We start from the raw sequence: 17,538 nt of genomic DNA on the forward strand, positions 1-17,538 counted from the left end.
AAACGGGCGGCGAGGGCATGGTCGGTGCGATGCCCGCTCCGTGTACCTCTGATCGGTGTGATGACCACGCTCCAGCAGATACTGCCCGGTGCCGCCGTCGCCGCACCGGAGAGCCCGCTGCGCAGATCGCGCCGGGCGCTCAGACCCGCGCGCACCCCGGCGGGGGTCACGGTGGCCCTCGCGCTGACCGTGGCGCTGGCACTCACCGCCGCGGAGGTGGCGACCGCGCTGGTGGGCCGGCCGCTCGGCCTGCTGCCGGTGGACCGCCTGATCGAGCTGGCCGGCCGGTCCTCGTGGCGCGACCTGTCACTCGGCGCGCTCGGTCTCGCGGCCGCCGGCCTGGTGCTGCTGCTCCTCGCGGCCGTGCCCGGCCGCTGCACGCTGGTGCCGGTCGAGGCCTCCGACCCCAACATCGTCATCGGCATCACCCGGTCGGGGCTGCGCCGCACCCTCCGCAACGTCGCCCAGGAGGTCGAGGGCGTCAACAAGGCGAAGGTACGGCTACGCAGGCGGACGATCGAGGTCACCGTGAGAACCGGCCCGGAGAGCACGGGCTCGATGCTCCGCCACGTCGGCAACGCCGTGGGCGACCGGTTGGCCGGCCTGGGCACCCTTTCCACGGGCGAGGTCGTGGTCCGGCTGCGCAGGAGGGGAATCTGATGCGGCAGTACACGGGCAACCGGATCGGCCTGGCCGTGGTCGGGGCGCTGATGCTGGTCATCGGCGGCTACGCCTGGGCGCGCGGCCAGGACAGGCTGCCGGGCCTGCCGTCACGGGCCAAGGTGCTGCCGGAGCGCGTCGCCGAGTTGATCGCCGAGCGGCCGTGGGCGCTGTGGCTGCTGGCGTTGACGCTGGTGCTGCTGGCCCTGGTCACGCTCCGCTGGCTGCTGATCAGCCTGGGCTGGGGCCGCCTCGGCGCCCGCTCCGGCACGGGGACCGCCATGCTCTGCGTCGGCCTCAAGGACATCGAGGGGCTCACCCGGGCGGGGGTGCGCGTCATGGGCAACGGCGCACGCCTGCGCGTCTCGGTCACCTGCCCGGCCGCGGCCGACGTGGGGGCCATGGTCGGCAAGCTCGACCGGGAGATCGTGGGCCGCATCCGCCGCGAGGTCCAGGACGACGAGCTCGACACCCTCGTCCGCCTCCACGTCCGCCGCTGACTCAGCCGCCCGGCCGGCTTCCCCGCCGGGGTCAGAGAGTGGAGGTGAGCCCCTCCGCGATCTTCTTCAGCTCGGCGTTGACGGCCCCGTCGCCGGCGAACTCCTTCGCGTAGATGGGGCTGAACGAGATCTCGGCCCACTGCCGGTCGCTCATTCTGAGGAAGAGCGTCGGGGTGCCCTTCCCGCCGTCCTCGCCGACGTTCTGCACGACCAGGTAGCCGGTGCGGTCGCCGATGGTCACCTCCGCACCGTCCCCCTCGTCGCGATACTCCTGGATCCGGTCGCCGGTCTCCTGGACGGTCGCCTCCTCGTGCATGAAGATCTGGACGCAGTAGAAGTCCTGCTTGTCGCCCGTGTAGTTGTACGAGGTCGAGTAGCTGTCGCCGAAGTTCACCGACCAGTTGGACCACCGCAGGCGCTCGGGCAGGTAGCCCACCTTGACGTGCCCGAACTCTTTCCCGTCGCCCAGGTCCCCGAGGTTCGGCGGGTCGGACCGCAGGGGCGGGGTGTCGTCGATGGGTGGTTCCGGCGTCACGGAGACCGTGGCCTGATCGCCGGCCGTGGCCACTGAGCCGGCGGTCAGGAAGGCGACGGGCGCGGCGACGACGACGGCCACGGACGCGGCCACCGCGGCGGCCCAGGCCCTTCTCCTCTTGTGCCGGGAGGAGCGCAACACCCGCTCCGCCAGGTCGGGCGCGGCGTACAGGCTCGCGGTCTCGTCCGCCATGAGCTGGCGGATCTCTTCCTCAAGCGTGGGCATTCCTGATCACTCCTTCCACTGTTTCCCGGCCGAGCGCCGAGCGGAGCTTGGCCAGGGCCTTCGACGCCTGGCTCTTGACCGTGCCGACCGCGCATCCGAGCACCTCGGCGGTCTGTGTCTCGCTGAGGTCCTCCCAGTACCGCAGGACGACCACCGCGCGCTGCCGGGGCGGCAGGGCGCGCAGCGCCTCCATGAGCACATGACGCAGGTCGGCGTCGGTCGCGCGGGCCGACGTCTCCGGCGGGCTGTGCATCGGGATGACGCTGAGGATCGCCCGGCGGCGGGCGCGGCTGATGGCGGTGTTGACGATGACGCGGCGCACGTAGGGCTCAAGGCTTTCGTGGCGGACCCGGTGCAGGTTCCGGTACGTACGCTCCAGCGCCGTCTGCAACACGTCCTCGGCCTCCGCCCTGTCGCCACAGGCGAGATAGGCGACCCGCAGCAGGCTCGTGCCACGTGCGGCCACGAAAGCGCTGAAATCATGTTCCACGGCGCTCATGGTTGTCTGTCCGGTTTCACGCCTCCTAATACGCCTCGGCCTTCGCGATCGTTGCCCGCCGACGAGGAACAGTTCGCGGGCAACCGTTGGCCGGGACCCAGGCGTATGGACAGTTGTGACTTCGCACCCATGGAGGAAACTTATGAAGTTCGCAACCGCGTCGGCCCGGCGGCTGATCAGCCTCGGTGTGGGCCTGGCCGTGGGAGCGGCCGTCCTGGGCGTGCCGGCCGCCGCGGCCGCTCCCCCGGAGGGCGCCTACTGGCACACCAGGACCCTGACGACGACCACCCACCCCTGGCGGTTCGGCACCAAGTCGCACCCCTACTCGCTGCTCCAGCAGGAGATCACGGAGAGGTGGACCGCGCCCGACGGCAGGTCGTGGTCCGGGTACCGGGAGCTGGGGTCGCTGCCGAAGAGCGCGGCGGACAAGAAGGCGTGGCAGCGCGACGGCTCGCCCGCCAAGTGGACCGAATCGATCGACGGCAAGACCGTGAAGTTGTCCACCCAGCCCGCCAAGGGCCGCGTGGACCAGGCGCCGCCGCCGAACTCGTTCTTCTTCGCGGAGCAGTGGCTGACGTACGACGAGGTCCAGCGACTGCCCGCCGACCCGGACCGCCTGAAGGCCTGGGTCGCGGAGGCGGGCCGGGTCGGCCGCGAGAACTCCATCGGCGGCAACTGGCTCTCGGCCCTGCCTGAGATCCTGTACGACCTTCCCGCTCCGAAGGAGGTCCGCGTCGCGGCCTACCAGGCGCTGCTGACGATGCCGGGCGTGCGCGCTGAGGGCAACGCGAAGGACAAACTGGGCAGATCCGGCACGGTCCTCCTGATCGACAGGCCGGGCGGGAAGGGCACGGTCCCCATCAAGATGAGACTGATCGTGGACACCGGCAGGATGGCGCTGCTGTCACAGGACGACACGGTCACGTACCCGAAAGAGCAGCTCGTGATCAAGACCAGCAAGCTGGTCGAGTCCGGCTGGACCGACTCCCCGCCGGCCGTGCCGGCCCTGCCCTGACGGGTGCCACGACAGCTCGAACCGGTGACCGGGCCGTCAGCACTCGATGACGTTGACGGCCAGGCCGCCGCGGGACGTCTCCTTGTACTTGTCGAGCATGTCGCGCCCGGTGTCGCGCATCGTCTTGATGGCCTTGTCGAGGGCGACGAAGTGACGTCCGTCGCCGCGCAGCGCGATGCGGGCCGCGGTGATGGCCTTGATGGAGGCGACCGCGTTGCGCTCGATGCACGGGATCTGGACGAGGCCGCCGATGGGGTCGCAGGTCAGGCCGAGGTTGTGCTCGATGCCGATCTCGGCGGCGTTCTCCACCTGTTCGGGCGTGCCGCCGAGCACCTCCGTCAGGCCGGCCGACGCCATCGAGCAGGCCGAGCCGACCTCGCCCTGGCAGCCGACCTCGGCCCCCGAGATGGAGGCGTTCTCCTTGAACAGCACGCCGATCGCCGCCGCCGTGAGCAGGAAGCGGACCACGCCCTCGTCGTCGGCCGACGGGACGAAGCGGGAGTAGTAGGTCAGCACGGCCGGGATGATGCCGGCGGCGCCGTTGGTGGGAGCGGTGACGATGCGGCCGCCGGCGGCGTTCTCCTCGTTGACGGCCAGCGCGAACAGCGACACCCAGTCGAGCGCGCGCAGCGGGTCGGTCTCCGACGCCTCGGTCTGCAGGCGGCGGTGCAGCTGGTTGGCGCGCCGCTTGACCTTGAGGCCGCCCGGCAGCACGCCCTCCTTGGAGATGCCGCGCCGCACGCACTCGGACATGACCTGCCACAGCCGCAGGATCTCGGCGCGGATCTCGTCCTCGGTGCGGCCGAACGCCTTCTCGTTCTCCATCATCAGGGCGGAGATCGACAGGCCGGTGGCGGTGCAGTGCTTGAGCAGCTCCTCGCCGGTCGTGAACGGGTAGGGCAGCACGGTGTCGTCCGGCTTGATCCGGTCGGCGCCGGTGGCGTTCTCGTCCACCACGAAGCCGCCGCCGACCGAGAAGTAGACCTTCTCGCGCAGCGGCTCGCCGGAGTCGGTGTAGGCGGTGAAGCGCATGCCGTTGGGGTGCTCGGGCAGCGAGATCTTCCGCTCGAAGACCAGGTTCTCGCCGACGACGAACGGGATCTCCCGCGTGCCGTACAGCTTGACCGTGCCGGAGTCGCGCATCTCCGCGAGCCGGGCGTCGATGCCGTCGACGTCCACCAGCTCGGGCTTCTCGCCCGACAGGCCCAGCAGGACGGCCTTGTCGCTGCCGTGGCCCTTGCCGGTCAGGCCGAGGGAGCCGTACAGGATGGCGTCGACGCGAGACGTCCGCGGCAGCAGGCCGTCGTCGTGCAGGCCGCGGGCGAACCTGTGCGCGGCGGCCATCGGGCCGCCCGTGTGGGAGCTCGACGGGCCGATGCCGATCTTGAAGAGGTCGAAGACGCTGATCGCCATGGAGATGCGCCCTTCAGCAGGGCCGGGGCCCGGCAGGGCCCCGGCGGACGGTCAGGACTCGCCTGAGGTGAGCGCTGTGTATTCCGCGGCGGACAGCAGGTCCTCGGGGTCGCCCTCGATGCGCACCCGGAACATCCAGCCCTCGCCATAGGGGTCACTGTTGGCCAGCGACGGGTCGTCCACGATGGCCTGGTTGACCTCGACGATCTCGCCGCCGACGGGGGCGTAGATCTCACTCACGGACTTGGTCGACTCCACCTCGCCGACGGAGTCACCGGCCGCGACGCTGGAGCCCGCCTCCGGCAGCTGCACGTAGACGACGTCACCAAGGGCCTCAGCCGCGTACGCGGTGATGCCGACCGTCACCGTGATGCCGTCGTCCAGCCCGGCCACCCACTCGTGTTCCTTGGTGTAGCTCAGCTCGTCAGGGATGTTGCTCACTTGTTCCTCCTGTAGAAGGGCAGCTCCACCAGGTCCACTGGTTCCTGGCTGCCCCGGATGTCCACGGCCAGACCTGCTTCGGCCCCGGTGTCGACGTAGGCCAGCGCGATGGGCTTGCCCAGGGTCTGGGAAGGCGCCCCGCTGGTGACCTCGCCGACGACGGCACCGTCCTTGGTGACCGGGTACCCGTGGCGGGGGACCCGGCGGCCACGCGCGACCAGGCCGACGAGCCGGCGCCGGGGCGGGGTGTCCTTGACCGCCTCCAGTGCCGACCTGCCGACGAAGTCGCCCGGCTTGTCGAATTTCACCACTCTGCCCAGTCCCGCGTCGAACGGGGTGAGCTCCGGGCCCAGTTCGTTGCCGTAGAGCGGCATCCCGGCCTCCAGCCGGAGCGTGTCGCGGCTGGACAGACCCGCGGGCAGCAGTCCGTACGGCTCACCCGCCACGGTCAGGGCCTGCCAGAGCGGCACCGCGTCCTGGGCGGCCACGAACAGCTCGAAGCCGTCCTCGCCGGTGTAGCCGGTGCGGGCGATCAGCGCCTCCCGGCCGTCGACCAGGCCGGGCAGGCCCGCGTAGTACTTGAGCCCGGCGAGGTCGGCGTCGGTGAGCGTGGCGAGGATCTCCTGGGCGCGCGGCCCCTGCACGGCGATCAGCGCGTACCGCTCCGAACGGTCCTCCACCGCCGCGTCGTACGGCTTGGCGCGGTCGGTCAGCTCCGCCGCGACCTTCTCGTAGTTGGAGGCGTTGGCCACCACCATGAACTCCTCGTCACCCAGCCGGTAGACGATGAGGTCGTCGAGCACCCCGCCCCGCTCGTTGACGATCATGGTGTAGCGGGCCCGGCCGGGCGTGAGCGCCGACAGCTGTCCGACCAGCGCGTAGTCGAGCGCCTCGGCCGCCTGGGGGCCGGTCACGAAGATCTCGCCCATGTGCGACAGATCGAACAGCCCGGCCGCCTGCCGGACGGCGTTGTGCTCGGCGGACTCGCTGCCGTAGCGGAGCGGCATGAGCCAGCCGGCGAAGTCGGTCAGGGTCGCGCCGAGACTCTCGTGAACGTCTCGCAGCGGTGTCGGTCGGGACATAGGTCGCACCTCAGGGCAGGGTCGGATGCCAGGATCCTCCCCCTCTGTCATCGATGCCTGAGAGCTTCGCCCAGGATTTGCCCGGACTTTCACCTTCGGCGAGGCCGCGCGGGACCTGCTTTCCAGAGGTCACCTCGTCCGTGCGGTCCTTTGCCTTGAGAGGTTCGCGGGGAGGGCTTGCTCCTTCAGGGGCCCTGGATGGCGGTCAGGGCGCTCTCCCGCACGGTTTTGTCGGTGATGTCCGCAAGCCTAGTGCCGGGGCGGGGGTGTTGTCGCGTCCTGGCCCCGTTGGGTCCGCGCGGGCGGGCGAGGCCCGCCCGCTCGTCAGCAGGCCGCGACCAGGGCCTCGAACAGGACGCGGTCCGTGGCCGCCTCCGGATGCCACTGGACGGCCACGGCGAAGTCGTGCGTGTCGAGCTCCACCGCCTCGATGGTGCCGTCGCCGGCCGTGGCCGTGACGGTGAGCTTCGGGGCGAGGCGGTCGATGGCCTGGTGGTGATAGTGGGGGACGTCGACGGGGCCGTCACCCAGGGCCTTGGCCAGCCGGGTGCCGGGGACGGGGCGCACCGGGAGCTCGCCGAACCGGCCGGGCGAGGGGGAGTGCCCGGTGTGGCCGACCACGTCGGGGAGATGCTGGTGGAGGGTGCCGCCGAGCGCCACGTTCAGCACCTGGAGGCCCCGGCAGATGCCCAGGAACGGCAGCCGGGCTTCCAGGGCCGCCTCCATCACCGCAAACTCGGCCTCGTCCCGAAATTTCCGGATGTAGCCGGTGGTTGGCTGCTCGGCCTGGCCGTACCGCGCGGGGTCGATGTCGCCCCCGCCGGCCAGGATGAGCCCGTCGAGCCGGCCCACCAGCGAGGCGGGCTCACCGGCAGGCGGCAGCAGCACCGGCTGGCCGCCCGCGGCGGTCACCTGCTCCACGTACATGTACGGCAGCAGCGCGACCGGCAGATCCCACACGGTGTAGCGCGCCGGCTCGACATAGGTCGTGATCCCGATGACCGGACGCCGCGTGATCCCTCCCACTACAGCGGCGTGACGTACGCGCTGGAGATGCCGCCGTCGACCAGGAACTCCGAGCCCGTGATGAACGACGCGTCGTCGCTGGCCAGGAACGCCACCGCCGCCGCGATCTCGGCCGCCTCGGCGAAGCGGCCGACGGGCACGTGCACCAGGCGGCGCTGCGCCCGCTCCGGGTCCTTGGCGAACAGCTCCCGCAGCAGCGGCGTGTTGACCGGACCGGGGCACAGAGCGTTGACCCGGATGCCCTCGCGGGCGAACTGCACGCCCAGCTCGCGCGACATCGCCAGCACCCCGCCCTTGGAGGCGGTGTAGGAGATCTGCGACGTCGCCGACCCCATGACCGCCACGAACGACGCCGTGTTGATGATCGAGCCCTTGCCCTGCCGGCGCATGTAGGGGATCACGTGCTTGCAGCACAGGTAGACGCTGGTCAGGTTGACCTCCTGCACCCGCCGCCAGGCGTCGATCCCGGTCTCCAGGATCGAGTCGTCGTCGGGCGGCGAGATGCCGGCGTTGTTGAACGCGATGTCCACGGAGCCGTAGGTGTCGAACGCCGTCTGGTACATCCGCGCCACGTCGTCGTCGCTGGTCACGTCCGCTCGTACGAACAGCCCGCCGACCTCGGTCGCGGCCTTGGCGCCCGCCTCGGCGTCGACGTCGGCGCAGACCACCCTGGCGCCCTCCTCGGCGAACCGGTGGGCGGTGGCCAGCCCGATGCCGCTGCCCGCGCCGGTGATGACGGCGACGCGGTCCCGCAAACGCTGCATAGAAGTCACTCCGTTGAGGTGGATCGCCCGCTGGTCGAGGCGGGCCGATGTCAGTCCGTTGAGATGAAGACGTTCTTGGTCTCGGTGAACGCGGTGAGGGCGTCCGGGCCGAGCTCCCGGCCGAGACCGGACTCCTTGAAGCCGCCGAACGGTGTCCAGTAGCGCACCGAGGAGTTGGAGTTGACCGACAACGCGCCGGCCTCGACGGCGCGCGCGACGCGCAGCGCCCGCCCGACGTCGCGGGTCCAGATGGAGCCGCTCAGGCCGTAGCGGGTGTCGTTGGCGATCCGTACGGCCTCCGCCTCGTCGGCGAACGGCACCACCGACACGACCGGGCCGAAGATCTCCTCGGTGAAGGCGCGGTCGGTGAGCCGTGAGGTGAGCACGGTCGGCGGGAACCAGTAGCCCTTGCCGGACGGGCACGAGCCCTGCAGGTAGGGCGTGCCGTCGACGAAGCCACGCACCCGGGCCAGGTGCTCGGCGCTGACCAGCGGCCCCATCTCGGTGCTCTCGTCGAGCGGGTCCCCGACTCTGATGCCGGTCACGGCCGCGCTGAGCCGCTGGAGGAAGTCGTCGTAGACCTCGGCCTGGACGAGCAGCCGGGACCGGGCACAGCAGTCCTGTCCGGAGTTGTCGAAGACGGCGTAGGGAGCGGCCTTGGCCGCCTTCTCCAGGTCTGAGTCGGCGAAAACGATGTTCGCCGACTTGCCGCCCAGCTCCAGCGTGACCCGTTTGACCTGGGCAGCGGCCTTCGCCGCGATCTCCTTGCCCACCTCGGTGGAGCCGGTGAACACGATCTTGGCCACGTCGGGGTGCTCGACCAGGCGGGCTCCCGCCACCTCCCCTGCTCCAGGCAGGACCTGGAGCACCCCCTCGGGGAGGCCCGCCGCCAAGGCCAGCTCGGCCAGCCTCAGCGCGGTCAGCGGAGTCCATTCGGCGGGCTTCACGATCACCGTGTTGCCCGCCGCCAGCGCCGGGGCGACGCCCCAGCTCATGATCAGCATGGGGAAGTTCCACGGCACGATCACGCCGACCACGCCCAGGGGCTCCTGGAACGTGACATCGACGCCGCCGGGCACCGGAATCTGCCTGCCGTGGTTGCGCTCGGGCGCCCCGGCGTAGAAGTGCAGTACGTCACGGACGGCGCCGGCCTCCCAGCGGGCGTTGCCGATCGGGTGGCCCGCGTTGGCGACCTCCAGCAGGGCCAGCTCCTCGCGGTGCGCGTCGACCAGGCCGGCGAACGCGCGCAGCAGCCGGGCCCGGTCACCGGGCGACACCTCGCGCCAGGTCGCGCAGGCCCGCCGGGCCACCGCCACCGCCCGGTCGACCTCGGCCGCGCCGGCCATCTCCACCTCGGCGACGACCTCTTCCGTCGCCGGATTGATGATCTTCATGCCCCCGTCACATTCTCTCGAATCCGCGGAACAGCTCCCAGTCGGTCACCGCCGCGTCGTACGCGGCCAGCTCCACCCGGGCGTTGTTCGCATAGTGCTCCACCACATCTTCGCCGAACGTCTCGCGGGCCAGCTTCGACCCCTCCCACAAGGCCAGCGCGTCGCGCAGCGTCGTCGGCACCGTCTCGGCTCCCGAGGCGTAGGCGTTGCCCTCGAAGGCGTCCTCCAGCGCGAGCCGCTCGTCGATGCCGCGCAGCCCGGCCGCGACGAGCGCCGCGACCGCGAGGTACGGGTTGACGTCGCCGCCGGGCACCCGGTTCTCCACCCGTAGCGACGGCCCGTGGCCCACCAGGCGAAGCGCGCAGGTGCGGTTGTCCACGCCCCATTTGACCGCGGTCGGGGCGAAACTGCCGGGCACGAAACGCTTGTAGGAGTTGATGTTCGGCGCGTACAGGAGAGTGAGCTCGCGCAGACAGGCCAGCTGGCCGGCGATGAACCGGGCGCCCAGCTCGGACAGCCCGTGCGGGCCCGGGCCCGCCATGACCGGCTCGCCGTCCTCGGCGCGCAGTGAGATGTGGATGTGGCAGGAGTTGCCCTCGCGCTGGTCGGGCTTGGCCATGAAGGTGATCGACCTGCCCTCCTGGGCGGCGATCTCCTTGGCGCCGTTCTTGTAGATCGAGTGGTTGTCGCAGGTGCGCAGCGCCTCGTCGAAGCGGAAGGCGATCTCGTGCTGGCCCAGGTTGCACTCGCCCTTGGCCGACTCGACGTACAGGCCCGCGCCCTCCATGCCGAGCCTGATCCGGCGCAGCAGCGGCTCGACGCGGGAGGTGCCGAGCAGGGAGTAGTCGACGTTGTAGAGGTTGGCCGGGGTCAGATCGCGGTAGCCGCGCCGCCAGGCGTCCTCGTAGCTGTCGTCGTAGACGACGAACTCCAGCTCGGTGCCGACGTAGGCGGCCATCCCCCGGTCGGCCAGCCGGGCGAGCTGCCCGCGCAGGATCTGGCGCGGCGAGGCGGACACGTCCTCGCCGCTCTCCCAGGCCAGGTCGGCCATCAGCAGGGCGGTGCCCTCCAGCCACGGCACGCGGCGCAGCGTCGACAGGTCGGGCCTCATCACGAAGTCGCCGTAGCCGCGCTCCCAGGACGACATCGCGTAGCCGGCGACCGTGTTCATGTCGACGTCCACGGCGAGCAGGTAGTTGCACCCCTCCGCGCCGTGGTGCAGCACCTCCTCCAGGAAGTAGCGCGCGGACAGGCGCTTGCCCTGCAGCCTGCCCTGCATGTCGGCGAGCGCGAGCAGAACGGTGTCGATCCGCCCGGCCGTGACCTCGTCGCGCAGCTCGTCGACGGTGAGGAATCCGGGACTGACTCGTTCGCTCACGTATCGTGGCTCCGATCCGGTCTAAGGCGCTTTCCCGTTGATTGGGCTAGTGTCAGACCATTGATGTGCATCGTGGGATCGCTTGTCAAGACCTGAGGACACCTTGGACGATTCGGCGCGTTTGATGACAGTGTTGCGCCCGGTCAGGGCGGGCAACGCCTTCGAGGAGACCGTGGAACGCCTCCTCCAGGCGATCAAACTGGGCGTGGTCGGGCCGGGCGAGAAACTGCCCCCGGAGCGCGAGCTCGCCGTCCAGCTCGGCATCAGCCGCGTCACCCTGCGCGAGGCCATCCGCGCCCTCCAGGAGGCCGACTACCTCGACGTACGGCGAGGCCGCTACGGCGGCGCGTTCGTCACCTATGTCCCGCCCCGGCCCGACACCGGTGACCTGCGCCGGGTCGTCGCCGACATGGGCACGGACGACCTGGCCGACGCGCTGACCTTCCGGATGGCCGTGGAGTGCGGCGCCGCCGCGGTGCTCGCCGCGGGCCCGCTCACCGGCGACCAGCGCGACCTGCTGTGCCGCCGGCTCGCGGACGTCAACGAGGCCGGCGTCGAGGACTACCGGCGGCTCGACACCGCCTTCCACCTGTCCGTCGCCGAGCTCACGGGCTCGTCGCTGCTGGCCACCGCCTGCGCCGACGCCCGCCTGCGGGTCAGCGACCTGCTCAACGCCATCCCGATGCTCCAGGTGAACCTCGACCACTCCGCCACCCAGCACGAGGCCATCGTGGCCGCCATCCTCGCGGGCGACTCCGAGGCCGCCCGCCGCGCGGTGTCCGAGCATCTGGAGGGAACCGCCGCCCTCCTGCGCGGGTTCCTGTCCTGACTAGACGGCTTCTGACCGGACGGCTTCTGACCGGACGGCTTCTGACTGGACGGCTTCTGACCGCGGCGTGAAGATCCGCCCTCAGGTGCGAGGCGGGGCGGCCGACCTCGTAGCATCGAGAGCAAGGTCATGGGGGATTGGTTCCAGCACAGCATCATTTCGACAGGACGGCTGCCGCTGTTCTGTTTCTTCGTCGCGCTGATCGTCGCCTTCATCGCCACCCGCGTCAACGTCCGGCTGATCCGGGCCAAGGTCGGCTGGTTCCGCGACGTCAGCGTCGGCGAGATGCACATCCACCATGTGGTGTTCGGCGTCGTGCTCATGCTGGGCGGCGGCGTCGCCGGGCTCGTCCTCTCGTCCGCCTCACAGGCCGGCTACGCCATCGCGGCGTCGGTGTTCGGCGTCGGGGCGGCGCTCGTGCTCGACGAGTTCGCGCTGATCCTGCACCTGCACGACGTCTACTGGGAGGAGGACGGCCGCGCCTCCGTCGACGCGGTGTTCATCGCGGTCGCCGTCACCGGGTTGCTGCTCATCGGCCTCCGGCCGCTCATCTGGGACTACGGCTCCTGGCTCAACCCCGCGGTGCTGATCGTGGCCAACCTGCTGCTGGCCGTCGTCACGCTGCTCAAGGGCAAGATCTGGACGGGGATGGTCGGGCTGTTCCTGCCGGTCCTGCTGATCGTCGGAGCGGTACGCCTGGCGCGGCCCGGGTCGCCGTGGGCCTACTGGTTCTTCGCGAAGGGCTCACCGCGCAAGATGGCGACGGCCGTGCACCGGGAGGAGCGGTGGCGGCGACCGGCCATCAGGGCGAAGATCGCTTTCCAGGAGTTCCTCTCGGGGCGCCATGATCTGCCGTCCAGCAGGCGGCGAGATCGGCATACTTAGGACATGTCGCTTCCTTTGCGAGGGGACGGGAGCGAGCAGTCGCTGCCCGAGCCGATCGGCCTCGACGAGGCGGTGGGCCTCAGGATGCGCGCCCTGCACGAGAGGGGCCTCGCCCAGGACTTCATCGACGTCGCCGCCGTGGCCCACCACTATTCCTTCCGCGACCTCGAACGTCTGGCCCGCTCGCACAACGAGCTGTTCTCCCCGCGGGAGCTCGTCATGCGACTGGAGTTCGTCGACTCCATCGCCGACGAGGAGTTCGAGGCGTACGGGCTGGACGAGGACCGCATCCGGGAGGTCCGGAGTTTCGCCGCCGCGTGGGCCGAGGACATCAAGCTGCGGCGGGCCGAGGAGGGCGACATCGACTACGACGATCCCGACCTGCCCGACATCGACTGAAGCTCATCGTGCCTCTTCGGCTGGCGGGCACGGTCAGAGGGAGGCCACGGAGCGGAGGGCGAGGCCGGCGCCCAGAAGGATCACCATTGCGGCCGTGCCCAGGGGGGCGAGCCCCGACAGGCGCATCGCCAGGCCGCGCCCGGCCGCGGCCCCGCGTTCCAGCCGGTCGACCAGTTTGACCAGCAGCAGGCCCGTGACGGTGAGCGTCGCCGCCATGCCGACGCCGTACGCGGTGACGAGTGCGACCCCGAACCAGGTACGGCCCAGTGCGATCGCCCCCAGCAGCACGATCAGCGCCGACGGGCTGGGCACCAGCCCGCCCGCGACCCCGAGCCCGACCAGCCCACCTCGCCCACGCTCGTGCCTGTCACCAACCCCGAAGACATGCCCGTGCCCATGCCCGTGCCCATGTCCGTGGCCGTGGCCGTGGCCGTGCCCATGTCCGTGTCCGTGCCCATGTCCGTGGCCGTGTCCGTGGGCGGGGGTGCCGTTGCGGGCGGACTTGAGGAGGCGGAGGCCGATGACGGCGATCAGCAGGCCGCTCGCCACCCCCAGCCAGGCCAGCACCGACTCGCCGGCCAGCGCCGTGAACGCGCTGAGCAGCAACCCCACCACCAGCACCCCGGCCGTGTGGGTGGCCGTCACCGTGGCGCCCACCACGACCGCGTCACGAGGCCGGCCCCGCCGCCCGGCCAGGTAGGCGGCCATGATGGTCTTGCCGTGCCCGGGGATCAGCGCGTGGCCGGCGCCGAGCACCACCGCGAGGCCCAGGGCCAGCAGTCCGAGCGGCGCGGTGAGCCGGTCGGAGCCGATCAGCGCGGTGAACGTCCGGTCCAGGGCCGCCAGGGCGTCGCCGATCGGGCCGCCCACCGAGATCTCGCCACTGATCCCCCCGCTGGTGCCGCCGCCGGGCGCGTCCGGAGCGTCCGAGCCACTCGGGTCACCCTGGGACGAACCGGGGGACGAACCGGGGGAGGCGACGGTCAGCGTGGCGGCCCGCTGGTCGAGCGGGTCGGCCAGCAGGTCGTCGGGATAGCGGCGCAGCTCGTCGCTCACGCTGGCCGAGGGCACCGACGAGCGCGCCAGCCGGACGCCGTCGCCGACGGCGGTGATCTCCCGCCAGCCGATCCGGTCCTGTTCGAAGGCGTCGGCGAACTCCACGGTCCCGGCCGGCCGGACATCGGCGATGAGCTCGCAGGTCAACCGGCTGGTCTCCAGGCCACCCTGGCCGGGCGCGTAGACGTGGGCCGAGCGGGCCACCCGCCATGGCGCCGCCGTGCCGTCGACCGTGAGGCGCTGGGCGGCGGCCAGCGCGGCGCACCTGCGGGCCGCGTACGAGCCGTCCACCTCGGGCTTGGCCTGCAGCGTCGGCAGCTCCGCCGCGTCCACCACGGCGGTGTTCCGCACCTCGGTGGCACGCAGGCGCAGCCCGTTGTAGTGGTTGACGGTGAAGTTGCCCAGCGGATGGGCCAGGCGCCCGCCCTCGGTGGCCCCGACGCCGGTCTCCCGCAGCGTGGCGGATCCGGAGTCCGCCCGCGCCGCCGCGACGAACACGACCGCCGCCGACAGCGACAGCACCAGACCCGCGAGGACGGCGAGCAGGCCCAGCCGGATCAGTCTCATCGGATCGCCTTCGCTGGAGATTTCGGGCCGCGGCCCTGGGAGGGAAGTCACGAGGACCTCGCCAGGGCGGGCAGGGACGGGTCGAAGCCCGGATCGACGCGCGCGGGCAGCCCCAGCGCCCGCTCGATCCGCGCCCGGTGGTAGGTGAGCAGCGGGTGGTGCCAGCCGGTCGCGGTGGCCTCCTTCGCGTACCGCAGCGCGGCGCGCGGCTGTCCGTCCTGGAACAGGGCCCAGGCGAGGACGTCGGCGGCGACCAGGTTGGGGTTGCGGGCGTACTCCGCCCTGGCATGCCGTACGGCCAGCACCGGGTCGCCGTGGTCGGCCTCGAACTCGGCCCAGGTGAGGTCGTCGCGCACGCCGGCCTCCCGCAGCAGCTCGCGCTGGGCCCGCAGCAGTGTCCAGTCGGCCGTCAGGCCCGCCTTGATCCTGGTCTCGCCCTGCTCGATCAGGTACTGGGGCAGGGGCAGCCGCTGGACGACCTGGTCGTAGAGGGTGAGGGCCTCGGTCAGCCGCCCGCCGAGCGCCGCGACCTTCGCCTGGCCGGCGAGGGCGGGGGTGTAGGCCGGGTACGCCCGCAGGGCCTGGCCGTACCAGTCGCCGGCCGCGCGCAGGTCGCCGGAGTGCAGGGCCAGTTCGCCCAGGTAGTGGCGGGCGAAGGCGCGGTCGGCGGGCAGGAAGGCGTCGGCTTCGGCGTCCAGCAGGAGCCGGCGGGCCGCGTCCCGGTCGCCGCGCAGTTCGGCCGCGTAGGACGCGCGGGCGAACGCGGGCACGCCGGGGCGCAGGCTCAGCATCCTGTTCACGGCCTTCTCGGCTCCGCTCAGGTCGCCGAGTTGCGTCTTCGCGTCGGCGAGCACGCCGTGCGCGGTCGCGCTGTAGGGGTTGACGTGGAGGGCGCGGTTCGCGAGCCGGGCGGCGTCGGCGAACTCGTGGCGGCCGGCGGCGAGCACCGCCTGGCCGGTCAGCACGGTGTCGTCCTCGGGAGCCAGCCGGGCGGCGGTGGCCAGAGCGCCCTCGGCCTTGGCGTAGAAGGAGGGGTCGCCGGTGATCCTGGTCTGGTCGACGTACTCCATGCCGAGCCGGGCCCAGCCGCGGTAGTCGCCGGGCAGGCGCTTGAGGCGGGTCTGCAGCGTTTCGGTGAAGGGCGCCGCCTGCTGCTCCTGGCGCTGCTCGGGCGCGGACACCGCGACGACGGTGAAGGCCAGCGCGCCGGCCAGGACCACGCCGCAGGCGAGGACGAGCGATCGCATCGAGGGCTCCGAACGGTCCGAGGGTCGAAGAGGCCGGCCGGCCGCTACGGGGTGCACGGCCGGCCGGTGAGGCGGCGGGAAAGGGGGGAGACCGGACCCGCCGCGGGGGAGACCGGCCGGCCAGGAGAGGGAGCCGGCCGGTCACGGGGTCAGCGCTGGTTGACCGCGACGTTGCCGGGGAGCGGGATGTACGGGAACGTCGCCAGGAAGGGCTTGTCGTTCCTGTCCACCTTGTCCGTCAGCCCGGGGACGAGCTTGCCGGACTGCGCGGCCCCGGCCAGGGCCTGGAGCTCGATGTCCACCACGTCGTCCGACAGGCGTCGGCCGTTCGGGAAGCCCTGCAGGTCGCCGGCCAGCACGCCGAGCCTGTTGGGGTCCTTGGTGGGCGGGATCGACATGTTGAGCCGCAGCATCTCGGCGGGACGCAGCTTGCCGGCGTCCTTGTTGAGGGTCTGCGAGTTGAGGTCCGCCATGATCGGCCCGTTGCCCTTGGCGATGCCGGTCAGGAAGATCTCGAACAGGTCGTTACGGGGCGTGGCGGGCGCCTTGATCCCGTAGATGGACTCCAGCAGTCTGGCCACCTCGGGGTCGGTGACCCGCTTGACCAGGGCCGGCACGTCGGCGTCCTTGGCGGGCGGTAGCGCGTTGAACGCGTCCTTCAGGCCGGCGGGCGCCACGACCTCGTTGACCAGGGGGTTGCCCAGGCGGGAGACCTGGACGAAGCCCTTGGGGCCCTGCTTGTCGGTGGTCGACCAGACGCCGATCACCGGGTTGCGCTTGGGGTCGCCCTTGAGCGCGAGGTCGGAGGCGGGCACCTGGACGGCCAGGGTGTTGACGTTGTAGCCCCTGGTGGTGTCCTGGCCGACCTCGGACAGGTCTCCGCCGTACAGCAGGTCGAACACGCGCAGGTCGAGGAAGAACGCCTCGTCGGACTGTCCGGCGAGCGTCTTGCCGCCGCCGGGCAGATCGGTGATGGCCTGCTTCCTGAGCGTGCCGTAGTCGGGCATGGAGGCGGGGCCCACGTTGCTCGGCGCCACGATGCCGTTGGAGACCAGGGTCTTGCTGCCGCCCGGAGTGATCCTCTTCAGGGTGTAGCGCTGGCGGTAGAGCAGGTTCTGGTCGTCGAGCGAGGTGACGGGGCCGTTGTTGTAGAGGAACGTGGTGGTGCCGCGCCGGTCCTCGTCGCGGAAGGTCCACTGGTAGGTGATGTCGGGCTTGGCGTCGCCGTCGTTGTCGATCTTGATGTTGTAGCGCGACCTGGTGGCGAACGGGTAGAAGTTCGGGCCGCCGTTGGGTTCCTGGAACGGGATCCAGTTGGCCAGCAGCGTCACCGTGTCGGCCTTGTCGGGGCTGACGAACGCGTACACGTCGGTGTTGTCGTTGAGCGGGTCGGCCAGGATCGCCGGAGCCTCGCGGTGCGAGGAGGCGGCGCCGGTGTCGGTGCGGAGCACGGCGAACGAGGAGGCGGTCAGTGCCGCCGCGACGCCGAGTCCGACCAGAGCGCGCCGGTTGATCCGGAGCTCCATGTTCGGTCCTTTCGAAGGGCTGATCGGTTTCGAGAGGTCCCGGCCGGGTTCCTCGACGCCCTATTCGTCGCGGCGGGCCCGGCGGATGTCGGTCTCC

Annotated in this window: 18 protein-coding genes and 2 riboswitches; of the genes, 6 read left to right on the forward strand and 12 right to left on the reverse strand. The window is 71.3% G+C overall.

Annotation, left to right across the window (positions count from 1 at the left end):
- Positions 1–60: 60 nt before the first annotated feature.
- Both IEY82_RS22505 and IEY82_RS22510 read left to right on the forward strand, forming a co-directional pair.
- Positions 61–660: a DUF6286 domain-containing protein gene (locus tag IEY82_RS22505; RefSeq protein ID WP_189126170.1), complete on the forward strand. Its 600-nt coding sequence runs from the start codon at positions 61–63 to the stop codon at positions 658–660.
- Positions 660–1,160, forward strand: coding sequence for a hypothetical protein (locus IEY82_RS22510; protein WP_189126171.1), 501 nt, complete (start codon positions 660–662; stop codon positions 1,158–1,160). Before IEY82_RS22505 ends, IEY82_RS22510 begins: the two co-directional genes overlap by 1 nt.
- A 31-nt stretch (positions 1,161–1,191) precedes the next feature.
- Here the strand turns inward: IEY82_RS22510 and IEY82_RS22515 are convergent, their stop codons facing one another.
- Together IEY82_RS22515 and IEY82_RS22520 are read right to left on the reverse strand one after the other, a co-directional pair.
- Positions 1,192–1,920 carry a hypothetical protein gene (locus IEY82_RS22515; protein ID WP_189126172.1) on the reverse strand — a complete coding sequence of 243 codons (729 nt, stop codon included), beginning with the start codon at positions 1,918–1,920 and terminating at the stop codon, positions 1,192–1,194.
- Positions 1,907–2,410 (reverse strand): SigE family RNA polymerase sigma factor, encoded by a 504-nt coding sequence (locus IEY82_RS22520; RefSeq protein ID WP_229697643.1) that lies wholly within the window; start codon positions 2,408–2,410, stop codon positions 1,907–1,909. Before IEY82_RS22520 ends, IEY82_RS22515 begins: the two co-directional genes overlap by 14 nt.
- A 151-nt stretch (positions 2,411–2,561) precedes the next feature.
- Here IEY82_RS22520 and IEY82_RS22525 point away from each other — a divergent pair, with 151 nt between their 5' ends.
- Positions 2,562–3,434 (forward strand): hypothetical protein, encoded by an 873-nt coding sequence (locus tag IEY82_RS22525; RefSeq protein WP_189126174.1) that lies wholly within the window; start codon positions 2,562–2,564, stop codon positions 3,432–3,434.
- Between the two features lie 36 nt (positions 3,435–3,470).
- On the opposite strand, the gene IEY82_RS22530 is transcribed toward IEY82_RS22525, so the two are convergent.
- The 7 genes from IEY82_RS22530 to IEY82_RS22560 form a co-directional block, all read right to left on the reverse strand.
- The gene (locus IEY82_RS22530) at positions 3,471–4,847 is read right to left on the reverse strand and encodes an L-serine ammonia-lyase (protein WP_189126175.1); all 1,377 of its coding nucleotides are present in this window, start codon (positions 4,845–4,847) and stop codon (positions 3,471–3,473) included.
- Positions 4,848–4,898: 51 nt separating this feature from the next.
- Entirely contained in the window at positions 4,899–5,288 is a 390-nt protein-coding gene (gene gcvH / locus IEY82_RS22535; protein WP_189126176.1) for a glycine cleavage system protein GcvH, read from the reverse strand.
- Positions 5,285–6,370, reverse strand: a complete 1,086-nt coding sequence (gene gcvT, locus IEY82_RS22540; RefSeq protein WP_189126177.1) for a glycine cleavage system aminomethyltransferase GcvT — start codon at positions 6,368–6,370, stop codon at positions 5,285–5,287. The genes gcvH and gcvT overlap by 4 nt, the downstream gene beginning before the upstream one ends.
- Before the next feature lie 34 nt (positions 6,371–6,404).
- Positions 6,405–6,503, reverse strand: a riboswitch (glycine riboswitch).
- Positions 6,504–6,601: riboswitch (glycine riboswitch) on the reverse strand.
- Positions 6,602–6,694: 93 nt separating this feature from the next.
- Positions 6,695–7,396, reverse strand: a complete 702-nt coding sequence (locus IEY82_RS22545) for a gamma-glutamyl-gamma-aminobutyrate hydrolase family protein (protein WP_189126178.1) — start codon at positions 7,394–7,396, stop codon at positions 6,695–6,697.
- A complete protein-coding gene (locus tag IEY82_RS22550) occupies positions 7,396–8,160 on the reverse strand; it encodes a 3-oxoacyl-ACP reductase (RefSeq protein ID WP_189126179.1) in 765 nt (254 codons plus the stop codon). Before IEY82_RS22550 ends, IEY82_RS22545 begins: the two co-directional genes overlap by 1 nt.
- Before the next feature lie 50 nt (positions 8,161–8,210).
- Positions 8,211–9,554, reverse strand: coding sequence for an aldehyde dehydrogenase family protein (locus IEY82_RS22555; RefSeq protein WP_189126180.1), 1,344 nt, complete (start codon positions 9,552–9,554; stop codon positions 8,211–8,213).
- 7 nt (positions 9,555–9,561) lie between these two features.
- Complete coding sequence (locus IEY82_RS22560; protein WP_189126181.1) at positions 9,562–10,932, reverse strand: glutamine synthetase family protein; 1,371 nt, start codon at positions 10,930–10,932, stop codon at positions 9,562–9,564.
- Between the two features lie 124 nt (positions 10,933–11,056).
- Between IEY82_RS22560 and IEY82_RS22565 the strand changes: the two genes are divergently transcribed.
- The 3 genes from IEY82_RS22565 (at position 11,057) to IEY82_RS22575 (ending at position 13,045) form a co-directional block, all read left to right on the forward strand.
- Positions 11,057–11,761, forward strand: a complete 705-nt coding sequence (locus IEY82_RS22565) for a FadR/GntR family transcriptional regulator (protein ID WP_189126182.1) — start codon at positions 11,057–11,059, stop codon at positions 11,759–11,761.
- 129 nt (positions 11,762–11,890) lie between these two features.
- Positions 11,891–12,646 carry a hypothetical protein gene (locus IEY82_RS22570; protein WP_189126183.1) on the forward strand — a complete coding sequence of 252 codons (756 nt, stop codon included), beginning with the start codon at positions 11,891–11,893 and terminating at the stop codon, positions 12,644–12,646.
- A 3-nt stretch (positions 12,647–12,649) separates the two neighbouring features.
- Complete coding sequence (locus IEY82_RS22575; protein ID WP_189126184.1) at positions 12,650–13,045, forward strand: hypothetical protein; 396 nt, start codon at positions 12,650–12,652, stop codon at positions 13,043–13,045.
- Positions 13,046–13,078: 33 nt separating this feature from the next.
- Here IEY82_RS22575 and IEY82_RS22580 read toward each other — a convergent pair whose 3' ends face one another.
- From IEY82_RS22580 to IEY82_RS22590, 3 genes are all read right to left on the reverse strand, one after another.
- Positions 13,079–14,668 carry a nickel/cobalt transporter gene (locus IEY82_RS22580; protein WP_225263499.1) on the reverse strand — a complete coding sequence of 530 codons (1,590 nt, stop codon included), beginning with the start codon at positions 14,666–14,668 and terminating at the stop codon, positions 13,079–13,081.
- A gap of 47 nt (positions 14,669–14,715) precedes the next feature.
- Complete coding sequence (locus IEY82_RS22585) at positions 14,716–15,915, reverse strand: tetratricopeptide repeat protein (RefSeq protein WP_189126185.1); 1,200 nt, start codon at positions 15,913–15,915, stop codon at positions 14,716–14,718.
- Between the two features lie 149 nt (positions 15,916–16,064).
- Positions 16,065–17,441, reverse strand: coding sequence for a DUF4331 domain-containing protein (locus IEY82_RS22590; RefSeq protein WP_189126186.1), 1,377 nt, complete (start codon positions 17,439–17,441; stop codon positions 16,065–16,067).
- Positions 17,442–17,538 lie beyond the last annotated feature (97 nt).

This window comes from Nonomuraea cavernae, from assembly GCF_014646355.1.
In the GTDB taxonomy this organism is placed as follows: Bacteria; Actinomycetota; Actinomycetes; order Streptosporangiales; family Streptosporangiaceae; genus Nonomuraea; species Nonomuraea cavernae.

Coding starts and splice junctions, on each gene's coding strand:
- IEY82_RS22565 (WP_189126182.1), top strand. CDS start 11,057: ATGACAGTGTTGCGCCCGGTCAGGGCGGGCAACGCCTTCGAGGAGACC.
- IEY82_RS22570 (WP_189126183.1), top strand. CDS start 11,891: ATGGGGGATTGGTTCCAGCACAGCATCATTTCGACAGGACGGCTGCCG.
- IEY82_RS22580 (WP_225263499.1), bottom strand. CDS start 14,668: ATGAGACTGATCCGGCTGGGCCTGCTCGCCGTCCTCGCGGGTCTGGTG.
- IEY82_RS22510 (WP_189126171.1), top strand. CDS start 660: ATGCGGCAGTACACGGGCAACCGGATCGGCCTGGCCGTGGTCGGGGCG.
- IEY82_RS22505 (WP_189126170.1), top strand. CDS start 61: ATGACCACGCTCCAGCAGATACTGCCCGGTGCCGCCGTCGCCGCACCG.
- IEY82_RS22525 (WP_189126174.1), top strand. CDS start 2,562: ATGAAGTTCGCAACCGCGTCGGCCCGGCGGCTGATCAGCCTCGGTGTG.
- IEY82_RS22590 (WP_189126186.1), bottom strand. CDS start 17,441: ATGGAGCTCCGGATCAACCGGCGCGCTCTGGTCGGACTCGGCGTCGCG.
- IEY82_RS22530 (WP_189126175.1), bottom strand. CDS start 4,847: ATGGCGATCAGCGTCTTCGACCTCTTCAAGATCGGCATCGGCCCGTCG.
- IEY82_RS22585 (WP_189126185.1), bottom strand. CDS start 15,915: ATGCGATCGCTCGTCCTCGCCTGCGGCGTGGTCCTGGCCGGCGCGCTG.
- IEY82_RS22515 (WP_189126172.1), bottom strand. CDS start 1,920: ATGCCCACGCTTGAGGAAGAGATCCGCCAGCTCATGGCGGACGAGACC.
- IEY82_RS22550 (WP_189126179.1), bottom strand. CDS start 8,160: ATGCAGCGTTTGCGGGACCGCGTCGCCGTCATCACCGGCGCGGGCAGC.
- gcvT (WP_189126177.1), bottom strand. CDS start 6,370: ATGTCCCGACCGACACCGCTGCGAGACGTTCACGAGAGTCTCGGCGCG.
- IEY82_RS22575 (WP_189126184.1), top strand. CDS start 12,650: ATGTCGCTTCCTTTGCGAGGGGACGGGAGCGAGCAGTCGCTGCCCGAG.
- IEY82_RS22555 (WP_189126180.1), bottom strand. CDS start 9,554: ATGAAGATCATCAATCCGGCGACGGAAGAGGTCGTCGCCGAGGTGGAG.